Annotated in this window: 10 protein-coding genes; 8 read left to right on the forward strand and 2 right to left on the reverse strand. The window is 31.1% G+C overall.

Going from position 1 to position 20,254, the window contains the following annotated elements; genetic code table 11:
• Positions 1-19 precede the first annotated feature (19 nt).
• Together fni and QU666_RS04125 are read right to left on the reverse strand one after the other, a co-directional pair.
• Positions 20-1,027, reverse strand: a complete 1,008-nt coding sequence (gene fni, locus QU666_RS04120) for a type 2 isopentenyl-diphosphate Delta-isomerase (protein WP_021770235.1) — start codon at positions 1,025-1,027, stop codon at positions 20-22.
• Between the two features lie 14 nt (positions 1,028-1,041).
• Positions 1,042-2,088, reverse strand: coding sequence for a phosphomevalonate kinase (locus QU666_RS04125; protein ID WP_084410148.1), 1,047 nt, complete (start codon positions 2,086-2,088; stop codon positions 1,042-1,044).
• 239 nt (positions 2,089-2,327) lie between these two features.
• On the opposite strand from QU666_RS04125, the gene QU666_RS04130 reads away from it, so the two are divergent.
• The 8 genes from QU666_RS04130 to typA all read left to right on the forward strand — a co-directional run bounded on the left by QU666_RS04130 (position 2,328) and on the right by typA (position 20,234).
• On the forward strand, positions 2,328-3,086 hold the full coding sequence (locus QU666_RS04130) for a nitroreductase family protein (RefSeq protein WP_021770237.1): 759 nt from the start codon (positions 2,328-2,330) through the stop codon (positions 3,084-3,086).
• A 142-nt stretch (positions 3,087-3,228) separates the two neighbouring features.
• Positions 3,229-3,831 carry an ACP phosphodiesterase gene (locus tag QU666_RS04135; RefSeq protein WP_021770238.1) on the forward strand — a complete coding sequence of 201 codons (603 nt, stop codon included), beginning with the start codon at positions 3,229-3,231 and terminating at the stop codon, positions 3,829-3,831.
• 73 nt (positions 3,832-3,904) lie between these two features.
• Positions 3,905-4,486, forward strand: a complete 582-nt coding sequence (locus QU666_RS04140) for a hypothetical protein (RefSeq protein ID WP_021770239.1) — start codon at positions 3,905-3,907, stop codon at positions 4,484-4,486.
• Positions 4,487-5,616: 1,130 nt separating this feature from the next.
• Positions 5,617-14,274, forward strand: coding sequence for an autotransporter-associated N-terminal domain-containing protein (locus QU666_RS04145; protein ID WP_021769757.1), 8,658 nt, complete (start codon positions 5,617-5,619; stop codon positions 14,272-14,274).
• Positions 14,275-14,555: 281 nt separating this feature from the next.
• The gene (locus QU666_RS04150) at positions 14,556-15,977 is read left to right on the forward strand and encodes a phospholipase D-like domain-containing protein (protein ID WP_036069802.1); all 1,422 of its coding nucleotides are present in this window, start codon (positions 14,556-14,558) and stop codon (positions 15,975-15,977) included.
• A 124-nt stretch (positions 15,978-16,101) separates the two neighbouring features.
• Positions 16,102-17,052 (forward strand): metallophosphoesterase family protein, encoded by a 951-nt coding sequence (locus tag QU666_RS04155; protein WP_036069804.1) that lies wholly within the window; start codon positions 16,102-16,104, stop codon positions 17,050-17,052.
• A 29-nt stretch (positions 17,053-17,081) separates the two neighbouring features.
• On the forward strand, positions 17,082-18,077 hold the full coding sequence (locus tag QU666_RS04160; RefSeq protein ID WP_021768203.1) for an endo alpha-1,4 polygalactosaminidase: 996 nt from the start codon (positions 17,082-17,084) through the stop codon (positions 18,075-18,077).
• Between the two features lie 345 nt (positions 18,078-18,422).
• Positions 18,423-20,234 carry a translational GTPase TypA gene (typA, locus tag QU666_RS04165; RefSeq protein WP_021768202.1) on the forward strand — a complete coding sequence of 604 codons (1,812 nt, stop codon included), beginning with the start codon at positions 18,423-18,425 and terminating at the stop codon, positions 20,232-20,234.
• The last annotated feature ends 20 nt before the right edge of the window (positions 20,235-20,254 follow it).

The following is a 20,254-nucleotide window of genomic DNA, read 5'->3' on the forward strand; positions in this document are numbered from 1 at the left end:
TAAGTTATTAGCAGATTTATTAAAATTTTTGCATGGAAAATTCCAATGTTTTTCTGTACAAAACATATTTTGTATTTTGCAATTCTTTAATATTTTTTGCATTTAAGGCACACATTATCATTTTGCATTCAGTTTTCCAGTTTTCCACAATTTTAATTATGTTTTCAACATCATATTTTACAGCTAATTCTAAAATCGTTCTGGAAAGACCGACAGCTTTTGCTCCTAAAACTAAGCATTTTATCATATCCAGGGGATTTCTTACACCGCCACTTGCGATAATTTCCACTTTGTCAGTATAATCTTTTAAGTTTAAAAGGCAGGAAACAGTAGTTTGTCCCCAGTTATTCAGGTAATCAAGGCTATTTTCACGTCGCATATTTTCAATAAAGGCAAAACTTGTGCCACCACGCCCACTTATGTCAAAAGTTTTTATTCCCAGCCTAATTCCATGTTTTATGGTATCTTCAGTCATTCCAAATCCAACTTCTTTTAAAATAATTGGAATTTCTATATTTTGGACAAATTCTTTCAAATTATTTTTCCATTCGTTAAAGTTTCGGCTACCTTCTGGCATAATCAATTCCTGCATCAGATTTACGTGAACTTGTAAAAATAGTGGATTTAGAGCTTTTATAGCCGCAATTCCAGCTGTGTAATTTTTATCAATTCCAATATTTGTGGCAAGTTGTAAATCAGGATTTTCCTTTTTTACAATATTAAATGAATCATCATCAGAATTTTTTAGAGCAGCACTATATGAGCCTGTTACAAATAACAAATTGCATTCATTCGCAACTTTTGCCAGTTTTTGATTAATTTTTTTTGCATTTTCACTTCCGCCTGTAATTGCGTTAATAAAAAATGGAAATTCAAAATCATGGCTTGCAAAATGAGTTGATAAATCAATTTCATCCAGATTATATTTTGGAATGGAACTGTGAATAAGTTCAACATCATCAAAGCTGTTATAATCACTTTTGTGTTCCAATGCATACTTGATATGATCATCTTTTCTATTTTTCATATTTCTCCTATTTTTTATAATTTTTCAACATACAGCAATTCAATCCCATATTGTTCCCATCTGTCGATAATAATTTTTGTATCATTTCCATCAAAGGAAAGTGCAATTCCGCAATCTCCACCGCCAGCACCGCTACTTTTGGCACAAATATCCAGTTTTTTCGCAGAATTTACTAATTTTCTCAATTTTTGGCTGTAAATACTTTCATTTAAGTTTTGAAGTAATTTCCCATTTTCATTAATGCATTTTTTTATCATTGGCTTATCTCCATTTTTCATGGCAATTCTCAAATCTTGTACGATATTCTCTACATTTTTTAAAAAGTTTTCATCAATTGAACTTTTTACAATATTTATTAAATTACTAGAAATAGCAGGTTCTTTTGTCCAGCCAACTAAAAAATTACAATTTAAATTGTTTTTGTTAAAGTGAAGTTCGGAAATTTCGTAATTCCAGTTAATTTTTAGAACACTTTCTAGAGTTTCATTTTTTATTAATTCACAAATTTTTTTTCTGTCGAAAGATTTATAAAAAATTAAGTTTTCGTAGGAAATGCAGGCTATATCGCCCATAGATCCGTTATCTCCACGTTTTAGCAGCACATAGGAAGACAGCTTGAAAAGTATTTCCTTTGAAATTTCAAGATTGTAGAGGCTTAAAATGGATTTTATTGTTAAAACAACAACACTTCCGCTTGAGCCAATTCCTAGTTTTATGTCATCTATTTCCATTTTTCCATTAATTTCTAGATTAAAAGGCTTAATTTCCAAATTTTGTAATTTTAAATATTCATTCATAACTGATATTGCTTCACAGATTAGTGAATAATTTTTATCAAAAGTTTGTGAAGTTTTTTTATCGAAAGCAGTTTTTTCAAGAGTTATGGCATAATCAAACATATCTGAAAAAATTGTGTATTTATCAGCAAAATTTATTTTTGAAGTCATAAAAATATTTATGTTTTTTATGATTGCACTTTGTCCAGCTGTTAGAATTGAATATTCTCCAGCAATATAAAGTTTTCCACAAGTTTGATTAGTTATTATTTTATTTTTTTGCATTTTAATATTTCTTTCTTTTTTATAATTTTTAATTAACAAATTATACCACAAAAAATGGTTATAGTAAAACAGGTTTATAATGATTTTTTTGATTTTTATCAGTTAATTAAAGAGACATTTTAATAATATCTTACAAAGAGACCCTAGCTTCTGTGAATGAAAAAAGTTCGCATAATTGACAATACAAATATAATGTGATAACATTAATTAAACAAATTTTAAAAAGGGAAGTGATTTGAATGAACGAAATAATAAAACAATTGCAAAATAGACGTTCTGTAAGGGAATTTACAGGGGAAACGATAAAAGAAGAAGATTTAAAGATAATACTTGCGACTGCTCAAAGAGCTGCAAATTCAGTTAATGGACAGCAGACTTCGTTAATTATCATAAAAGATAAGGAAAAATTGGAAAAAATTGCAGAACTTTGCGGAGGACAGAAACATATTATAGAGGCTGGTGCTTTTGTATTTGTCTTAGTTGACTTTCATCATGGAGTTTATGCTGCAAATTCTGTTGGAAAGAGAAATATTGGACCAAAATCTGCGGATGGATTGCTAGTTGGTGCAGTGGACGCTGGAATAATGGTAAATGCATTGCAAACTGCGGCTCATGCACTTGGATACGGGACTACTGTAATTGGGGCAATAAGAAAAGCAACAAAAGAATTTATAAAAATGTTGGAACTTCCAGAATATGTATTTCCAATTGTTGGGACTACTATCGGAGTGCCTGTTGAAAGAAAATTGACAAGAGTAAAACCAAGAGTTCCATTAGATACATTTGTATTTGAAGATACTTATAATGCGAAAAAAGTGGAGGAAGGAGTGGAATTTCACGAAAAAGACACGATAGAATGGCGTGAAGAAAATGGTACACCACAATTACCTTCATACAAGGAAATGATTGCAAGAATTTACGAAAATTTCTATAATACATCAAAACAGGACTTGGAAGATCAGGGATTCAGATTTGCTGATGAACTGGATAAGAAATAATTAATGGAATTTTTTAGAACGGAAATTACTAGATTAAATTATTTTTGAAATTATAAAAAAATAGGGAAAATTCTAAATTTCTTTAATTTTTATGATTTAATATGGCTTAGTTTTAAAAGTAAAGTGGGAAAGAGAAAATATTATGAATTTTTTAGCACATTCGCTGATTTCGTTGGAAATTGATGAAAAGGCAAATAAAAAAACGCTGTATGGAAATTTTACCGGAGATTTTTACAAAGGGTTAGTTGATAAAATAGATCTTTCTGATGAATTGAAAGAAGGAATTGTCTTACATAGGATAATAGACGGCATTTCTGATAGGAATGAGAATTTTCTGAATGATTTGCTCACAGAAAAATTTGGGATTTTTAAAGGAATTGTGGCAGATATGTTTATTGATCATTTTTTATCCCAAAATTTTAATAGATTATTCAATGAAAATATTAATAATATTGAAAAGAAAATATTGTATAATGTATCTGAAAATCAAAAAGTTTTTCCAAAAAATTTTGTTGGAACTTTCAAATGGATTAACAGTGAGAAAGTAATGTCAAATTACAGAAATATTGATTTTTTGGAACGTGCATTTTATGGAATTTCTCAAAGAGTTAGAAAAGGAGACATTTTAAAATCAGCTGTATATGAACTGAAAAAAGATTACAAGTCTTATGAAGAAAGAGCCATAAACGAATTTTTTTATGTAAAAAAAGAAAGTATAAAAAAATTTTTTGAAAATAAAGTTTGATTTTAGAGCGTTTTTGCTATAATTTTGATTTTTAAATATAGTTTAATAGAAAGAAATTGGAGGAAGAAGAAAAATGATAAAATTTACAAAAGTAAGAAAAATGTTAATGGGATTAATGGTTGTGGGACAATTAATAGCTGTACCAGCTGTGGCAAATTCAGCACCATCAAAAGAGTCTGTAGAAGTAAAAAAATATGATTCATTAAAAGCAGCAGCAGAAGACTATGCAAAAGTTTTGCAAGAGATTTCAAATTACGGTTCAAGACAGATGTTAAAATCTATAAACCCTGATGTTGATAAATATGTTGCTAAAAAAAATAATGCGACATTAAAAAAACAATGGGAAGATTCAAATACAATGCTTATTGAGCAGTTCGATGTATCTGTTTACAAAGTGAATGAAAATGGAAATGAAGGTGAAGTTGTATTTTTGATAAAAGGATACGATGAAAATGCTTTAAATAAGTATTTGGGAGATAATGCTAGTAAATATGTAGAAAAAGTTGATAATTCAAAAGATGAAATAGAAGTTAATATTGATAAATATATAAAATTACAGTATGATTATCTAACAAAAACAAAAAAAATTAATTTAGCTACTTCAACAGTTAAATTTAAAAAAGGTAGCGACAATAAATGGCAAGTTGTTAAATAAATAACTGTGTAACAATTAAAAAATAATTTTTGAAACTTATAGAATTTTGATATTTTATAAGTTTTTTTTATATATAGAATTTATTTAAAAATAATTTTGTTAAAATTTATTTAATTTTTTCATTTTACTTATTTTTTTTATTTTTTAATCTTTTTAGAAAATTAATATTTTATAATTAATATGAAAACACAAAGAAATTAGTATTTAATTAATTTTGCTTTTCAAAATGTGTTTTTTATCAAAAAAACTTGACATATTTTTTTTTATAGGGTATACTAAGATTGTTTCAATAGTCTTTGTAAAATGATACGGATTTAATAATTTTATAAATAAAAAAAAGGAAAATCTTGAGGAATAGTAAGTTTTGTAAAGTTGAGCTATTGTATCCGTTGTGTCAAAAACATTGATTTAATGAACAATTTAATAAAATTAGAAAAAGATTAAAAAAAGAAATATTTTTTGGAGATCAAGAAATTTTGCGTTTTTTAATTAGAACTGTACAAATAAAGAAAAGGAGACAAGTCAACATGATATAAAATAAGTTTTTCTTATGAATATGTATTATGTTGCTTTTGCTTTATAAAATTTTATGAATGATTGTATATGTTATTAATTAGAAAATAGAAAATTTGATTTTATGAAAAATTTCTTATCCCAAATAGGAAGTAAAAAAGGGCTATAAGCGAATTGGATATTGCTTTTTGGTAATTAATTCGTTAATCTAAAAAATTATTTGAACTTAAAATATTGTATATAAATTAATATGGTAACTAACCATCTTCTTGACAAATTAAAAATTTAGTTTATATCTAGTATTATAAGGATTATAATTTTAAAAATAAAAAAGTAGTTAATTTTTTATTTGTTGAAATCACTATCACTCACTTACCAATTTTAACAAAAAATTAATTATTTCTACAAAAAATCACTTATTAGTGCCCTTAGTAACTTTCACTATAATATTGTTTTTATTTATTTTTCTAAAATTTATTATAGTTTCAAAATCATGTTTTTAATCTTTTGTTTTTTATTATTGACTATTCTAGTACTTACTTTTTTGGTACAGAATGAAACATTATACTGCTTAATAGTCACTTTTTGACTATTTTCATAATTTTAAGGAGGAAGATATGAGTAATAACTTACGACAGATTGCTAAAGATTTGCGATCATTTGTAAAAAGATGTAAAGATGTACACTATTCTGACAGCCTGTTAATCACTTTCCTTGTTACTGGGCTTCTTACATTTGTGCCTAGAACACTTATTGCCGATGTGGTTACAGAACAACAGGAAGTAACAGCACAAACATACGATGCCATTACTGATCTTAGACAGTCTTTCATACGTGCTAGAAAAGAAAATGAGCAATCTTTAAAAGGTGCCGAAAGAGAACTTGCAATGTTGTTGCAACAAGGAGAACAAGTAATTAAAAGTCCATGGGCATCATTCCAATTTGGTACAGGATATACAAATAACGACTGGGGAACTACTTACAGAGGACGTGGAGGTAAATTCCTAGAATATTACAGAAGAGATAATGATTTGACTAAATATGTATTTGATGCAAGCAAACATCTGTACGGGGCTACTAACTTAAATATACCTCGTAACCAAGAGCCAAATTCATTAACTATTAATCCAGCTAATGTGCATGAGCCTTATAAACCTTATGTTCCTGAAAGAATGGATAATATTAATATGCCAAATGCGGTAAGTTATAATCCAGTTATTTATACAAGTAACAATGTAGTATTACCAAATGCTTATACACATAATGGAGTCAATACAGGTTCTTCTCCAAATGTTGGAGCACCAATTGCAAGAACAGCATCTTGGTCAAATGACCCAACATTTAATTTCACAAATGATACAATGCGTTCATATAATGGTTGGACTAGAGGGACAAGAAACAATCCTTTAGGTACAATGGGTGCAACAACAATAGGAGGGACTTCTGGTAGTCGTGCTACAATGGAAAATGGTAATACTTCTAATAGTAGTACAACTTACAATCATGAGTATAATAAAGATTATTGGTGGAATCCATCAAGTTCTTGGACTTCACAAGTACAATATTGGAATCTTCAAGGAGGAGTTACCCCTAGTAATGCTACATTACCTCTTCCTGCAACTAATGCACTTCCTGCAGCTAATCAGTATTATACACCAGGAGTTTATAATACTCATTCTGGATATGATGAAATTCTGAGTACTTCACATAGTACTCATTGGGGAGGATTGTTTGTTCATACAGATGGTACTCCACATTATAAATATTCAGATCCTGAATTACAGACTTATATGTGGAATTATTATGCAACTGCTAATCCAAACCAAAAAATAGGACGTTCTGGATTATCTTATAATGATTTAACTACTGCTAGAACCACTGCAAGTGCTACTAATGCAGTAACATATCATGGGCATCCTGCAAATAATTGGACTCACCCACTGAGTGGTACTACTACGTATTCTTCAGAAGTAGCAGCAAGACAGGCATATTTTGAGGCTTTACTGATTCGAAGTGGCGGTAATATAACAAATATTGGTGGTACCACTATGTCTTATGATGCTAGTGTTACTGCTATGAGTACTATGGTATATAATGCAGTTGGATTTTCAGGAAGTGGTACAGGTGCTTGGACTGCGTTTGTAAATGCTTATAATGAGGCATTTGATGCTTGGCAAACTGGATGGAATGTAGAACAAGGTGCAGGTAACTATAGACAACAATTAATTTTAACAAATGAAGCAACTACTGTTCAGTATCTTAATGTTGCTATAGGACGTACTCATCCAGGTGGTTCATTCTTAAAAGTTTTACCTAATGGAACTACTCCAGCTGTTACAGTAAAGGGTGTCGATGTTTCATTATATAATGGTGGAGATTCGGCTTATGTTATAAATACTAATATGAGAGGTGCTTCTGACAAAATAGCTCTTACATTCAGTGAATCAAGTTCAATAGGTAACTTTGATACAAATGATGGGACTAATTCAGATGTAAATGCTGTTGCAAATGCACCAGGATATATAGCAGCTACTAATAATAATATAGCCTTCAATTTCCAAGAAGGAGAAAGTGATCAACCTTCATCAATTGGGGCGATTCAAGGTACAGTAACAATTTCGGGTCCTGTAGATGTAAGATTTAAAGGAGATAACAATGTTGTATATAATATGAATGCAGCTACTAATAATTTAGTACTTTCAAATGGAGACGGAGCCAGTGCAACTGCTATAGGTAAAGATAATGTTGCACAATGGGGAGTTCAGGATCTTGGACGTATTTTTACTAGAGGAAGTAATAATATTGTATATAATGGATATGGAGCTGTAGTTGGTGATGGTTCTAAACTTGTACTGTCTGATGTTACAATGCAAGGAGATAATGCTATTATGGTTGGCTTGCAAGGGCCAAATTCAATAAGTCCACAAGGTTCTGGAATAGGTAAGACTGGTATATTTAATGGGACTATTAAACTGCAAGGATCATTTGGAGGAAATAACGGAGTTGGAGATACTACAAGAGCAGTAGCTATTTATGCTGCAAATGGACAGGCTTCAGAAGTCGGAATGGGAGACATTATTGATGGTAAGTCTGGAAACTTTAATAATATTAATATTACAGATTTAAATGTTGCGTTTAGAAATAATGCTAATAATGGTGTTATGATTTACTCTATAAATGGTTCACATGTAGAAGCTGAAAATGCTTCTTCAAATAATAAAATTATTACTGATGCATTTCATTCTGTAAGCGGACTTGCTACAGGACTTCGAAAATATGATGAAATTCAAGAAAGTGATGTAAGTACAGGTCTTGTAATGGGATATGCAGCTGGAGAAACTTCTGATATAAGTTCAAGTTTTATAGGTAGTGGACAACATCCTAATGTTGCAAGTAAAATAGACTTTAAGAGTCAAATTGATATGATGTCTAAAAATGGATTTACACTTGTTGCAAAAGATAGAGGGCAAATTACTGCTAAAGCTATTAGAGCGGCAGGTTCAAACGCAGTTGTTGCTTATGCTGATGGAGCAGGTAATAGTGAGTTAGGAGCTTCGGATATCACTAAAATCAAGATAGAAGGAAAAGTTATTGCAGCTGATAATTTAGGTGTAAAAGGAAGTAATCCAACATATGCAAATGCTTATCAAAATATAGGAGCTTATGCTACAAATGGTGGATATATTGAAATTGCTGGAAGTAAAGCAAGCACTCAATTCAATGAAGATGGAGCCACTGCAATTGGAGCGAACGAAGGGTCATTAATTTATGGTATAGGAGCTGTTGCCAAAGGAAAAGACGCTAATAATAATGTTTCTACTGTAAAAATGAAAGATATAACTATTATTGATAATGAACAAGGAGCATTATATGCTGAGAATAATGGTGCAATAGAATTTGAAGGTAATATTGTAAACCAAAATAACAATAGTAGTGGTACAATTAATGCAGATACAAATGGTAAAGTTAATACAGGAAGTAGAAAACCAAAAACAACAAGCACAACAAATACTCATTCGAATGTTTCACCATTCTATGTAAAAAGAATTAACACAACTGATCAGTCAAATATTACATTCACAACAGCTGCTGATAAAACAAATATAGATATGTATGATGGAATACTATTAACAGGAAATACTTATGGAAATAGTATTAGAGCTGGTTATGATTCAACTGCAAGAGAATGGGATTATGCTAAATCTACTTGGAAAACAGGTTCAGCTGAAGAACAAAATATTTATACAAACGCAAAATATAAAAACATGGACTTTGTAACAACTAGAATTCTTGATGATGATGTCACTATTGGTGTAATTAATCAAAGTCCTGATATACTTAATTGGACTAGTGATAAAGCTGGAGGTAGTGGAACAGGTGTAGTATCAGGAAGTGAAAACTTCTTAAGTGGAATAGGGGCTTATGCTGGAGGAATGAAAATTATAAACGGTACAGCAGCTAATCATCATTTAGTAGATGTTACTTTGATTAATAGTCAAATGAAAATTGATCAGGATATTAATATTGAAGATGTTGAAAAAACAAAAGCTGCTCCTGCTGGAACTAAGAATGATACTTTCAATGATATTAAGATGGAAAGTACATACTTGACAATAAATAATGGTATAAAAGTAACAGGAGATGCTCGTGAGAGAGATTTACAAGATTCTAAAGGTGGAAGAAATTATCAAGTTAAAAATGTTGGGCTTGCAATGGGTAACTCTCTAAACAGATGGAATAATGTTAAAAGCCTTACTGATACGACATGGAGAAAAACAAGAAAAGGTGAATCAGGATTTACTAACTTAGGAACAGTAGACTTCTGGGGAGGTTCTAAAGATACTACTCCAACATCAGCACCGATAACAGGGCTTCTTGTGAACTTTGGTACTATCATAAATGGTGATGGGAAAAATGTTGCTACTGTAAAAGTAGATCATGGTAATGCTATAGTTGGAACTGATGGAAGTGTTCTTAAGAATCTTAAAGATTCTGAAATTATTGTAACTGGTAAATATGTAAAACCTTCTTCTAATGCTCCAACACTTGGAGATAATGGGAATAGATCAACTGATCCTGCTATAAGTGGAGAAAATTATGGTATTGTTGGTATTTCTGATGGATATGTTGGATATAACTATGCTAATGAAAATAACTTTACTGGTGTTGACAACTCTGTTGCAATTAGACATGAAGATGGAAAAATTTATGTTGCAGGAGAAAAATCAACAGGTATCTATGCTGAAAATAAAAATGATGGATTGGCAAGTGGTGTAACAATTGATTATATAAATACTAAAGCAGGAACAACTGGTATTGATGTTTCAAACTCAGATGTAACAGCTCCTGATGCGAGAGGAGTAGGTATCGCATTAGTAAACAGCAATACAAATTATGCTAATGGATTTGCTAATGCTGGAGGAGTAATCAATCTTACAGGTGCAAGTGATGGAGACTTTGCTGGATGGGGAACAAAAGCAACTAATTTTGCTCCTGGTTCACTTGATATTAACTTAGGTAAAAATGATATTTTCACAGGTAAAAATGGTGTAGGTATTTATGCTGAAAGTGCTGAAATAAACTTACTTTCTGATAAGTTTACAGTAGAAACAGCTGATAATGGAGTAGGATTATGGGCAATGGATGATACTCATGTTGCAACTGGTGCAAATCACTTGAAGACATTCCAATACAATTACAACGGAGCAAGTAATAAAAATGGATTTGCTATGGTATTTGGTGGTAGAAATACACAAGTGACAACTGCTTCAAATGATTTAGATATTAAATTTACTAATAAAGCTGATTCTGCAGGTGTAGACTTGGCATACGAAATAGCTGAATCAAAAGCAGCAACTCCATCAACTACTAGAGGTACACATAAAGGTATTGCTGGTATTTTAGTAAATACTAATGATGCTGGAGACACTGTAACTAACAGAGGTAACATTGAAGAACATAAATCATCTGTTACTAATGTAAGAGCTTATGGAGCTGTAGTTAATAAAGGTACATTTGTAAACTATGGTAATATTAAACTTAATGATTCATTGAATGAACAAGCTAACAAGATTACTTCTGAAGATATGAAGAAAGCCAATGTTGGTATCTTTGCAAACGCTGCTAATGGTAATGCTGGTGGAACTTATACAACTATTACAAACCACGGAGATATTACAATTGGAGATTCTACAAATGATAAGAATATAGGAAGCTGGGCTATTTATGGATATAACGTAAATACAGGTGCTAAAGCTGATGGAAGTAAATCTCAAATTACAGTTAACAAAAATAACTACGGAATTTATTCAGGAGACGGAAATGTAAATATCCAACAAACTAAGATTTTAGTAGGAAATGACACTGTAATGGGACATGTTCAAACAACATCAGGAGTATCAACTACACCAGGAGCATACCCAATTAATAGACAAACTCAATATGCTAACCCTAATAACTTATTATCAGCATTAGATACTCCAAGAGAAAGAGATTCAGTAATCGGGGTTTACATTGATAGTAATCAAACTAGAACAAATACTGCAAGAAACATTAATGTAAGTGCTGATATGGATATCGACAGATTCTCATACGGTATTGTAATGGCTGAGAAAAATGGAGGAGCTCCAACAAATGTAACAATTGGTTCGGCTACAGATCAACCAACAATTAGATTGGCATACTCTACAAATAACAATGCAGGTGGACATGTTAAATCAACAAAACCTACAAACCCTAAAGTTCCAGAAGAAGTTTATGAACAAGGAAATGCTGTATATTACTACTCATTAGATACTGCATCAACAGGAAAATCTTATGCTAATGTAACAATGGATGGAGATTACAATACAGCTTACTATACAAAAGGGGCAATTGATAACTACGGAACAATTGACCTAAGATCTAAATATGATGTTGATAATCAAAATAACGATAGTTTAGGATTCGGAAACGTTGGGGTATTCTCAAGTAACACTGGAGTAGCTTCAACTAACTACGGAACAATTACAACTGGTATGTCAGATACAATCAACATGAGATATTCAGCAGCGATGGCCGCAGGACGTAATGTTTATAAAACTGACGGAACATTTGACAGAACACAAGAAGAAGGATACGTTGTAAATAGAGGAATAATCAATGTTAAGGAAAAAGAAGGTATCGGAATGTTCGCAACTGGTACTGGATCTAAAGCACTTAACTATGGAACAATTAACCTTGAAGGTGAAAGTTCAATCGGTATGTACCTTGACAGAGGAGCAATCGGAGAAAACCACGGAACAATTACTGGTAATGCTCAAAACTTGAAAGGGGTAGTTGCAATTAACGGAGGATACATTAAGAACTACGGAACAATTAATGTAACTGGAACAGGTTCTTATGGAATTGTAACTGATGGTTCAAGATTCCTTGTTGATGCAAACGGAAATCCTACAGAAGTTCTTTCATCAACAGATCCAAGATACTTAACTGCAGCAGCTAAAACTGCAGGACAAACTAACGGAAAAGGTGGAACTGACTTATATGGAGGAACTGAATCTTCAATTGAAGAAGGTACAGCAGGAAATCCTAAGACAACAGGAGTTGGAACAACTATAACTGCTCCAGACATCGTACCGTTAACTAAGATAAGTGTTGATGGTATTGATACTCCAATCTTCAATGTTGAAAGTGATGCTGCAAACCCTGGAGATTTTGCTAAGAATATAACTGTAACAAGTAGTATTCAAACTGGTGGAACAAGAATAATTGATCTTAATACGAAAGATGAATGGGGTAACCCAGCTTGGCCTCACCATAACAGAGAGCAAATGTCAGAAGTTACAAGTATCGGAATGTATGTTGATACATCAGGAGTTAGATATACTAACCCAATCAACGGTCTTGAAAACTTACGTAAATTAGGAAAAGTTGACTTGTACTTCGGAACAGAAGCAACACTTTATACAAACTCTAAAGCAATTAGAATTGGAGATAAATATGACGAAAATGGAAATCTTGTTGCTAAGAGTAATATCTTGAAACCATTTAACGATGCGTTGAATAAATTACCAGGTGGAGCAAGAATTAATCCATTATCAGCAAGCTTGACTTGGCAAGTATTAGCAAAAATATCTGATGATAATCAATTATCAGAAGTGTACATGAGTAAAGTACCTTACCACTCATTTGCATTTGATGATGATAAATCACTTATAAACTTCACTAATAACTTGGATAACATTTATGAAATTGCAAGACCAGGAAGCCCTGAAAAAGTTATCTTTAATAAACTTAATACTTTAGGTAATGGAGAAGGACATATCCTAGCTCAAGCATTTGATCAAATGAGAGGACACATTTATGGTGGAGTTCAACAAAGAATTAAAGCAACATCTGATATTCTTGGTGGAGAAATAAATGGACTTAGAGGAGAATCTAATGGTTCTAAAGATTCTAACAAGTTCAAAGCCTTTGGACAAAGAAATGAATTTAAAACTGATACAGCTGGAATGCCTGATTGGTTCAGTAATGCAGGAGGATTTGTTTATGTTCACGAAGATGAAACTGTAAGACTTGGTGAATCTTCTGGATGGTATGCAGGGGTTGTAAACAACTACTTCACATTCAAAGATTTATCTAAATCATACGAAAATCAAGCAATGGCTAAAGTTGGAGCATTCAAACAAATACCACTTGATGAAAATGGAACTCTTAGACTTAACATAGGTGGAGACGGATTCATCGGTAGAAACGATACTAAACGTAGATTCTGGGTAATTGATCAAGAATTTAGAGCAAAAGCTAATTACTATTCTTATGGTGCAGGAGCAAACATTGGACTTGAAAAAGCATTTGTAATAAATGATGGATTTAGCATTGTTCCAAGTGTAGGAATTAAAGCTGAATACGGAAGATTCTCAGGAATCCACGAAGTTGGAGATATGGCATTGAATGTTAAGAGCGATGACTACATTTCAGTAAAACCAAATGTAGGAATTGACTTCAAATACACTCAACCAGTGTTCAAGAATACAAACTTCACAGCTACATTAGGATTTGCTTATGAAAATGAAATTGGAAAAGTAAACAGTGTAGAAAATGAAGCAAGAATTGTAGGAGCATGGACAGACTATTATACAATCAAAGGAGATAAAGAAGACAAGAAAGGAAACTTCAAGTCACATCTAAACTTAGGATTGGATAATGGAAGATTAGGATTCTTAGTAAACACAGGATACGAAACAAAAGGACATAACTTCAAAGCAGGATTAGGATTGAAAGTATTGTACTAATACAGAGTATAAACTTTAGATTTAATAATGTTTGAAGGAAAGGAAATAGCTTAAACTTAGAGAGAGGCTGCCTTATAGGTGGCCTTTCTTTTTATTTTAATTTAAGGTAGAAAAATTTTATAAATATTGGTATAATTAAATATAAGATTTAAAATTAAACTATTAAAAACTATATAAATTTATAGTTTAAGTAAAATAATCATAACTTTTGAGTTCAGTTTTAAAGTAATTTTACTATAAATTTAATTTTTAAGTATTTTTTGTAAAAAAGGAGAATTAGTGTGAATAAGAAAAATATTTTGATATTTATATTTTTAATATTGGGAACGATTTCGTGTACGTCACTTTCAGAAGGACTTACAATGAAAAGTGAAGTTTATAATGCAGATAATGTCGATTTTTATTATGATTTGACGTATAAAAAAGATGGAGAAACCCATTATGAAAGGCAGATTTGGGAGCAGGCTTATGATATTTTGGATAAGGCAGAGGATTTTTTTCTAATGGATATTTTTGTATTTAATGATTTTTTAGGAAAAGGTGTTAAGGAAAAGTTGCAGCCTTTGCCGATTGCAGAGGAGTTTGCACAGAAAATACTCGAAAAAAGGGAAAAAGATCCGAATGTGGAAATATACTTGATACTCGATGAAAGTAACACTTTTTATGGGGCATTTGACAACAAAACTCATAAAAAGCTGGAGCAGGCAGGTGTAAAAATCGGATATGTGGATTTAACAAAATTAAGAGATCCAATGCTTGTTTATTCGGCTCCATGGCGTCTTTTTATACAACCTTTTGGAAATCCAAAAAATCGTGGAAAAACTAAAAATCCAATTTACGAAGGGACTGACAAAGTTACAATACGTAGCATTTTACGAGCATTAAATGCTAAAGCTAATCACAGAAAACTGATTATGAATGAAACTACAGCAATGCTGACATCGGCAAATCCACATGCAGAAGGTTCAAAGCACTCAAATGTGGCATTTAAGTTTTCATCGCCAATTATTAAGGAAATTTACGAAGGAGAAAAGCCAGCTGCAAAAATTACTAAAAAAGATGGAAGCTTAAAACAAAAATTACCAGATAAGGATTTTAGTAAAATTCCATTTTCTAAAAATGAAAAACTGAAATTACAATATTTTACGAATGGTGCAACAGCTAAAGATATTTCCCAAGAATTAAAAAATACACAGTTTGGGGAAAAAGTCATTATTGCCCAGTTTTTCCTTGCAGACAGAGGAATAATTAACGATATAAGGAAAGCTGCACGGCGTGGAGTAAAATTTGAGATAATTTTGAATAATTCAAATGCAGGACTCCCAAATAAAGCAGCTGCTGGAGAATTAATGAAATATGCAAGAAAACATAATTATGACATAAATATCAAGTTTTACAACAAAGGAGAGGAAATGTACCACGTAAAAATGCTTTCTATTTTGAAAAATGATTATTTGATAACTTACGGCGGTTCAACAAACTTTACAAGAAGAAATATGCGTAATTTCAATTTGGAAAATGAACTAAAAATTATGTCAGCTTATGACCAGAAAATTTCCAAAGATATTTTGGATTATTATGACAGATTATGGACAAATAGAGATGGAGAGTTTACACTGCCTTATGATGAACATAAAAATGAAAAATTAATGAATGATTTATTGTTTAGATTTATGGAAATGAATGGATTTGGAGCCTTTTAAAATATAAATATAGCCTTAAATACTTATCTTTCAGTAAAGGTTTGTCCTAATAATTAAAATAATTTATTTGAAAAATTTAAAGAATAAATATATGGATTTTATTAAAAGAAAAAGAGTGATTTTTATGGAAAGTGAAATTAAGACGAACAAGATTAAGATAGAAAAAATAAATGAGAATGATTATAATCGAATTTTTGTAATGTCAGATATTCATGGACAATATGATTTGTTTTTGAAAATGCTGGATAAAATTAAATTAAAAAGAGAAGATTTACTTGTGATTATAGGAGATATTTGTGACAGAGGTAAAAAGTCTTATGAAATTTATATGAAATGTATGAAAATGATAAAACTTGGGTATAACTTAAAGTTTATTTTGGGAAATCATGAGGATATGCTTCTGGAGGACTTGGAAAATGATTATCCAATTAGATATGAAACAGAATATTCTGTTTTTAGAAATTCTAAATATTTTGAAAATAAGGATATGAAAGATTGGCATGAAGAGAATTTTTTGGAAGAAATAGAATGGCTTGTGAAATGGCTTAAAAACTGCCCTTTGATAATTTCTGGGAATGAAAATATATTTGTACATGCAGGGCTTGATTTGAAGAAGGTTTTGGAAAAGCAAGAAAAGGAAACAGTGCTTTGGACCAGAGAAGAGTTTTGGCTTATGGAAAATGTAGAACTTGAAGAATACAAAGGTAAAAACATATATTTTGGTCATACGCCTAATATAAATGGAAGAATTTCTAAAAAAACTGATAGAATAAAGGGAATAGATTGCGGTGCATTTTTTACGCATTTTTTAGGATGTATAGAAGTAAAGAGTCAAGAAGAAATTTATGTTTATGAAGATGAATATATTCAGTTTCCAGAAGTTCTGGATAAAGTCTTTAGAGAAATCTGGAATGAGGAAGCAGCAGAGCTTATAGATGCTGAAAAATATAAGATTAAAAGTGGAAAAAGTGGAATCGAAAAAATTAGGATTTTGAAAAAACTAGATAGAGAAGAAAAGAAAGTGTTAAAAAAATTTTTTGAAAAATATAAAAAGATGTTTAGTAAAAATATTTAAAATTAAATTAACAAAAAATAGAGGTAGATATGAAAACAAAATTACTAATATTATTTTTAGTTTTTTCAATTTACTGTTTTTCACAGCAAAAATATAAAAAGATTAATAATTTAAGAAATTATGAAACAGGAAGTGAAATATATCGGAATAGAATGCGTGAATTAATTCTAGAAATTAAAAAAAATACATCTAGAGATAGATTGCTAATTACTCAAAATGGAAATGAATTGTATTTTTATAACGGTAAATTAAATAAAGATTTTATCAATGTGACAGATGGAACAACACAGGAATCTCTTTATTATGGGGCAGAATTTAAATCGACAAATCCAACGTCAAAAAAACAAAAGGAACAGTTGTTAAATTGGTTAATACCTGTTAGAAAATATGGGAAGCCAGTATTTGTAATAAATTATGGAAGTGGTAAAAAAGTTAGGCAGGATTTGTTAAAAAAGTCTGAAGAAACAAAATTTATAAATGAGTTGTTGCCATCATTTGAGGCAAACATGACGTATGTTCCAGTACAGAGTTTTAATGCAGACAATATAACTTCATTAGCAGATGTCAAAAACTTTCTTGTATTGTTAAATCCTGAGAAATTTAAAAATATAGATGTGTTTTTTGAATATTTAAAAGAAACGGACTACGATTTATTATTAATAGAGTTGTCACATAATGGTAAATTTATGACAAAGGATCAAATTTCAGTTTTAAAAAGAAAGAAAAATGGAGCGATACGTAAAGTAATTGCCTATTTCAGTATTGGAGAAGCTGAGAACTATAGAAATTACTGGAAGGAAGAATGGAACAATAAAAATAGGAGACCTACCTGGATAGTAGAAGAAAACCCTTATTGGAAGGGGAATTTCATTGTTAAATATTGGAGTAGCGAATGGAAACAAATAGTTAAGGATTATCAGAAAAAATTGGATGAAATTGGTGTAGACGGTTATTTATTAGATACAGTAGATACCTATTACAACTTTGAAGATAAATCTGAAAAAACTGGAAAACTTATTGATTAGAAAATTTTTTTGGATTGACATTTTTAGAAAATATGATATAATAAATGTGTAAAATTCCCTAAGGGAGACTTTGTATAATATTTAAAAAAATGTGCTACAAATTAGACTGGAAAAATCCAGTCTTTTTTGTTATAATATTTTAGGTGAGTTTTAGCACAACTCACAAAATATTATATAAAGGAGGTAGTGAGATGGTAGATTTCATTGCAATATTTATTCTTTTTGTAATTATTTATTACATCTTGAATAGATAAGAGCATGAATTTCACCTCTACTCCTCGCCCTTAGGGGAATACTTTAAAATTTAAGGAGGAAATATTAACAATAAATTTGTTAAAACAAAAAATGAACAAAATTAAAAACATTGCAATTATTGCACACGTAGATCACGGAAAAACGACTCTTGTCGATGCTTTATTGAAACAGGCAGGAACATTTGGGGAACATGAAAAAGTAGATGAAAGAATTATGGATAGTAATGATTTGGAGAGAGAAAGAGGGATTACGATTTTTTCTAAAAACGCTTCATTTCATTATGATGGTTATAAGATAAATATTGTGGATACTCCTGGCCATGCGGATTTTGGTGGGGAAGTACAGAGAATATTGAAAATGGTAGATTCTGTTTTACTTCTGGTAGATGCATTTGAAGGTGTTATGCCACAGACTAAATATGTATTGAAACAGGCGTTAGAGCATGGACTTCGTCCAATTGTGGTAGTTAATAAGATTGACAGGCCAAATTCAGATCCTGATGCAGTTGTGGATTCTGTTTTTGACTTATTTGTGGATTTAGGAGCAAATGATATTCAGCTTGATTTTCCAGTAGTTTATGCGTCTGCAAAAAATGGATTTGCTAAACTGGAACTGGAAGATGAAGATAAGGATATGAAACCGCTTTATGATAAAATTATGGAGCATGTGGAAGATCCTGAAGGAGATGTGAATGAGCCGCTTCAAATGCTTGTTACAAATACTGAATATGACGAATATGTAGGAAAATTAGGAACTGGAAGAATCTATAACGGAAAAATTGAAAAAAATCAGGAAATTACATTAATTAAGAGAAATGGTGACTTGGTAAATGGTAAAGTTACTAGAATTTATGGATATGACGGACTTAAAAAAGTTGAAATGGAAGCAGCGTTTGCTGGAGATATTGTAACAATTGCAGGAATTGAACAAATTGACATAGGAGAAACTGTGGCAAGTAAAGAAAATCCTAAGCCATTACCATTAATTGATATTGATGAGCCGACACTTGCGATGACTTTTATGGTAAATGATTCACCATTTGCAGGGCAAGATGGGAAATTTGTAACTTCGAGAAATATTTTGGAAAGATTGCAAAAGGAAGTAAATCATAACGTGAGTATGAGGCTTGAAATGACAGATTCGCCAGATGCATTTATTGTAAAAGGAAGAGGAGAGCTTCAATTATCTATTTTGCTTGAAAATATGAGAAGAGAAGGCTATGAAGTGGCAGTTTCAAAACCTGAAGTTATTTTTAAAGAAGAAAATGGACAGAAACTAGAGCCAATTGAACTTGCAATTATCGATGTTGCCGATGAGTTTGTAGGAGTTGTAATTGAAAAATTAGGACTTAGAAAAGGTGAAATGGTAAACATGAATCAAGGAAGCGACGGATATACAAGACTTGAGTTCAAAGTGCCTTCACGTGGATTAATCGGATTTAGAAATGAATTTTTGACGGAAACAAGAGGAACAGGAATTATAAATCACTCATTCTTTGAATATGGAGCTTTCAAGGGAGAAGTTACAGGACGAAGAAGAGGAGTTTTAATCGCAATGGAGCCTGGAACAAGTCTAGGTTATTCATTAAATAATTTACAGCCACGTGGAATCTTATTTATAGGACCAGGAGTGGAAGTTTACGAGGGAATGATAGTTGGAGAGCATTCAAGAGAAAACGACTTAGTTGTAAATGTATGTAAAGGTAAAAAACTTACAAATATGAGGGCCGCTGGAAGTGATGATGCTGTGAAATTGGCTCCTCCAAAGGAATTTACGCTGGAATTGGCACTTGAATATATTGAAAATGATGAATTAGTGGAAATTACGCCTAACTCTATCAGACTTAGAAAAAAATATTTGAATGCTAACGATAGAAAAAAATATGAAAACTCTAAAAATTAAATATTAATATAAATTAGTAG

The sequence above is a fragment of the Leptotrichia sp. HMT-225 genome, from assembly GCF_030644325.1.
Classification (GTDB): domain Bacteria; phylum Fusobacteriota; class Fusobacteriia; order Fusobacteriales; family Leptotrichiaceae; genus Leptotrichia; species Leptotrichia massiliensis.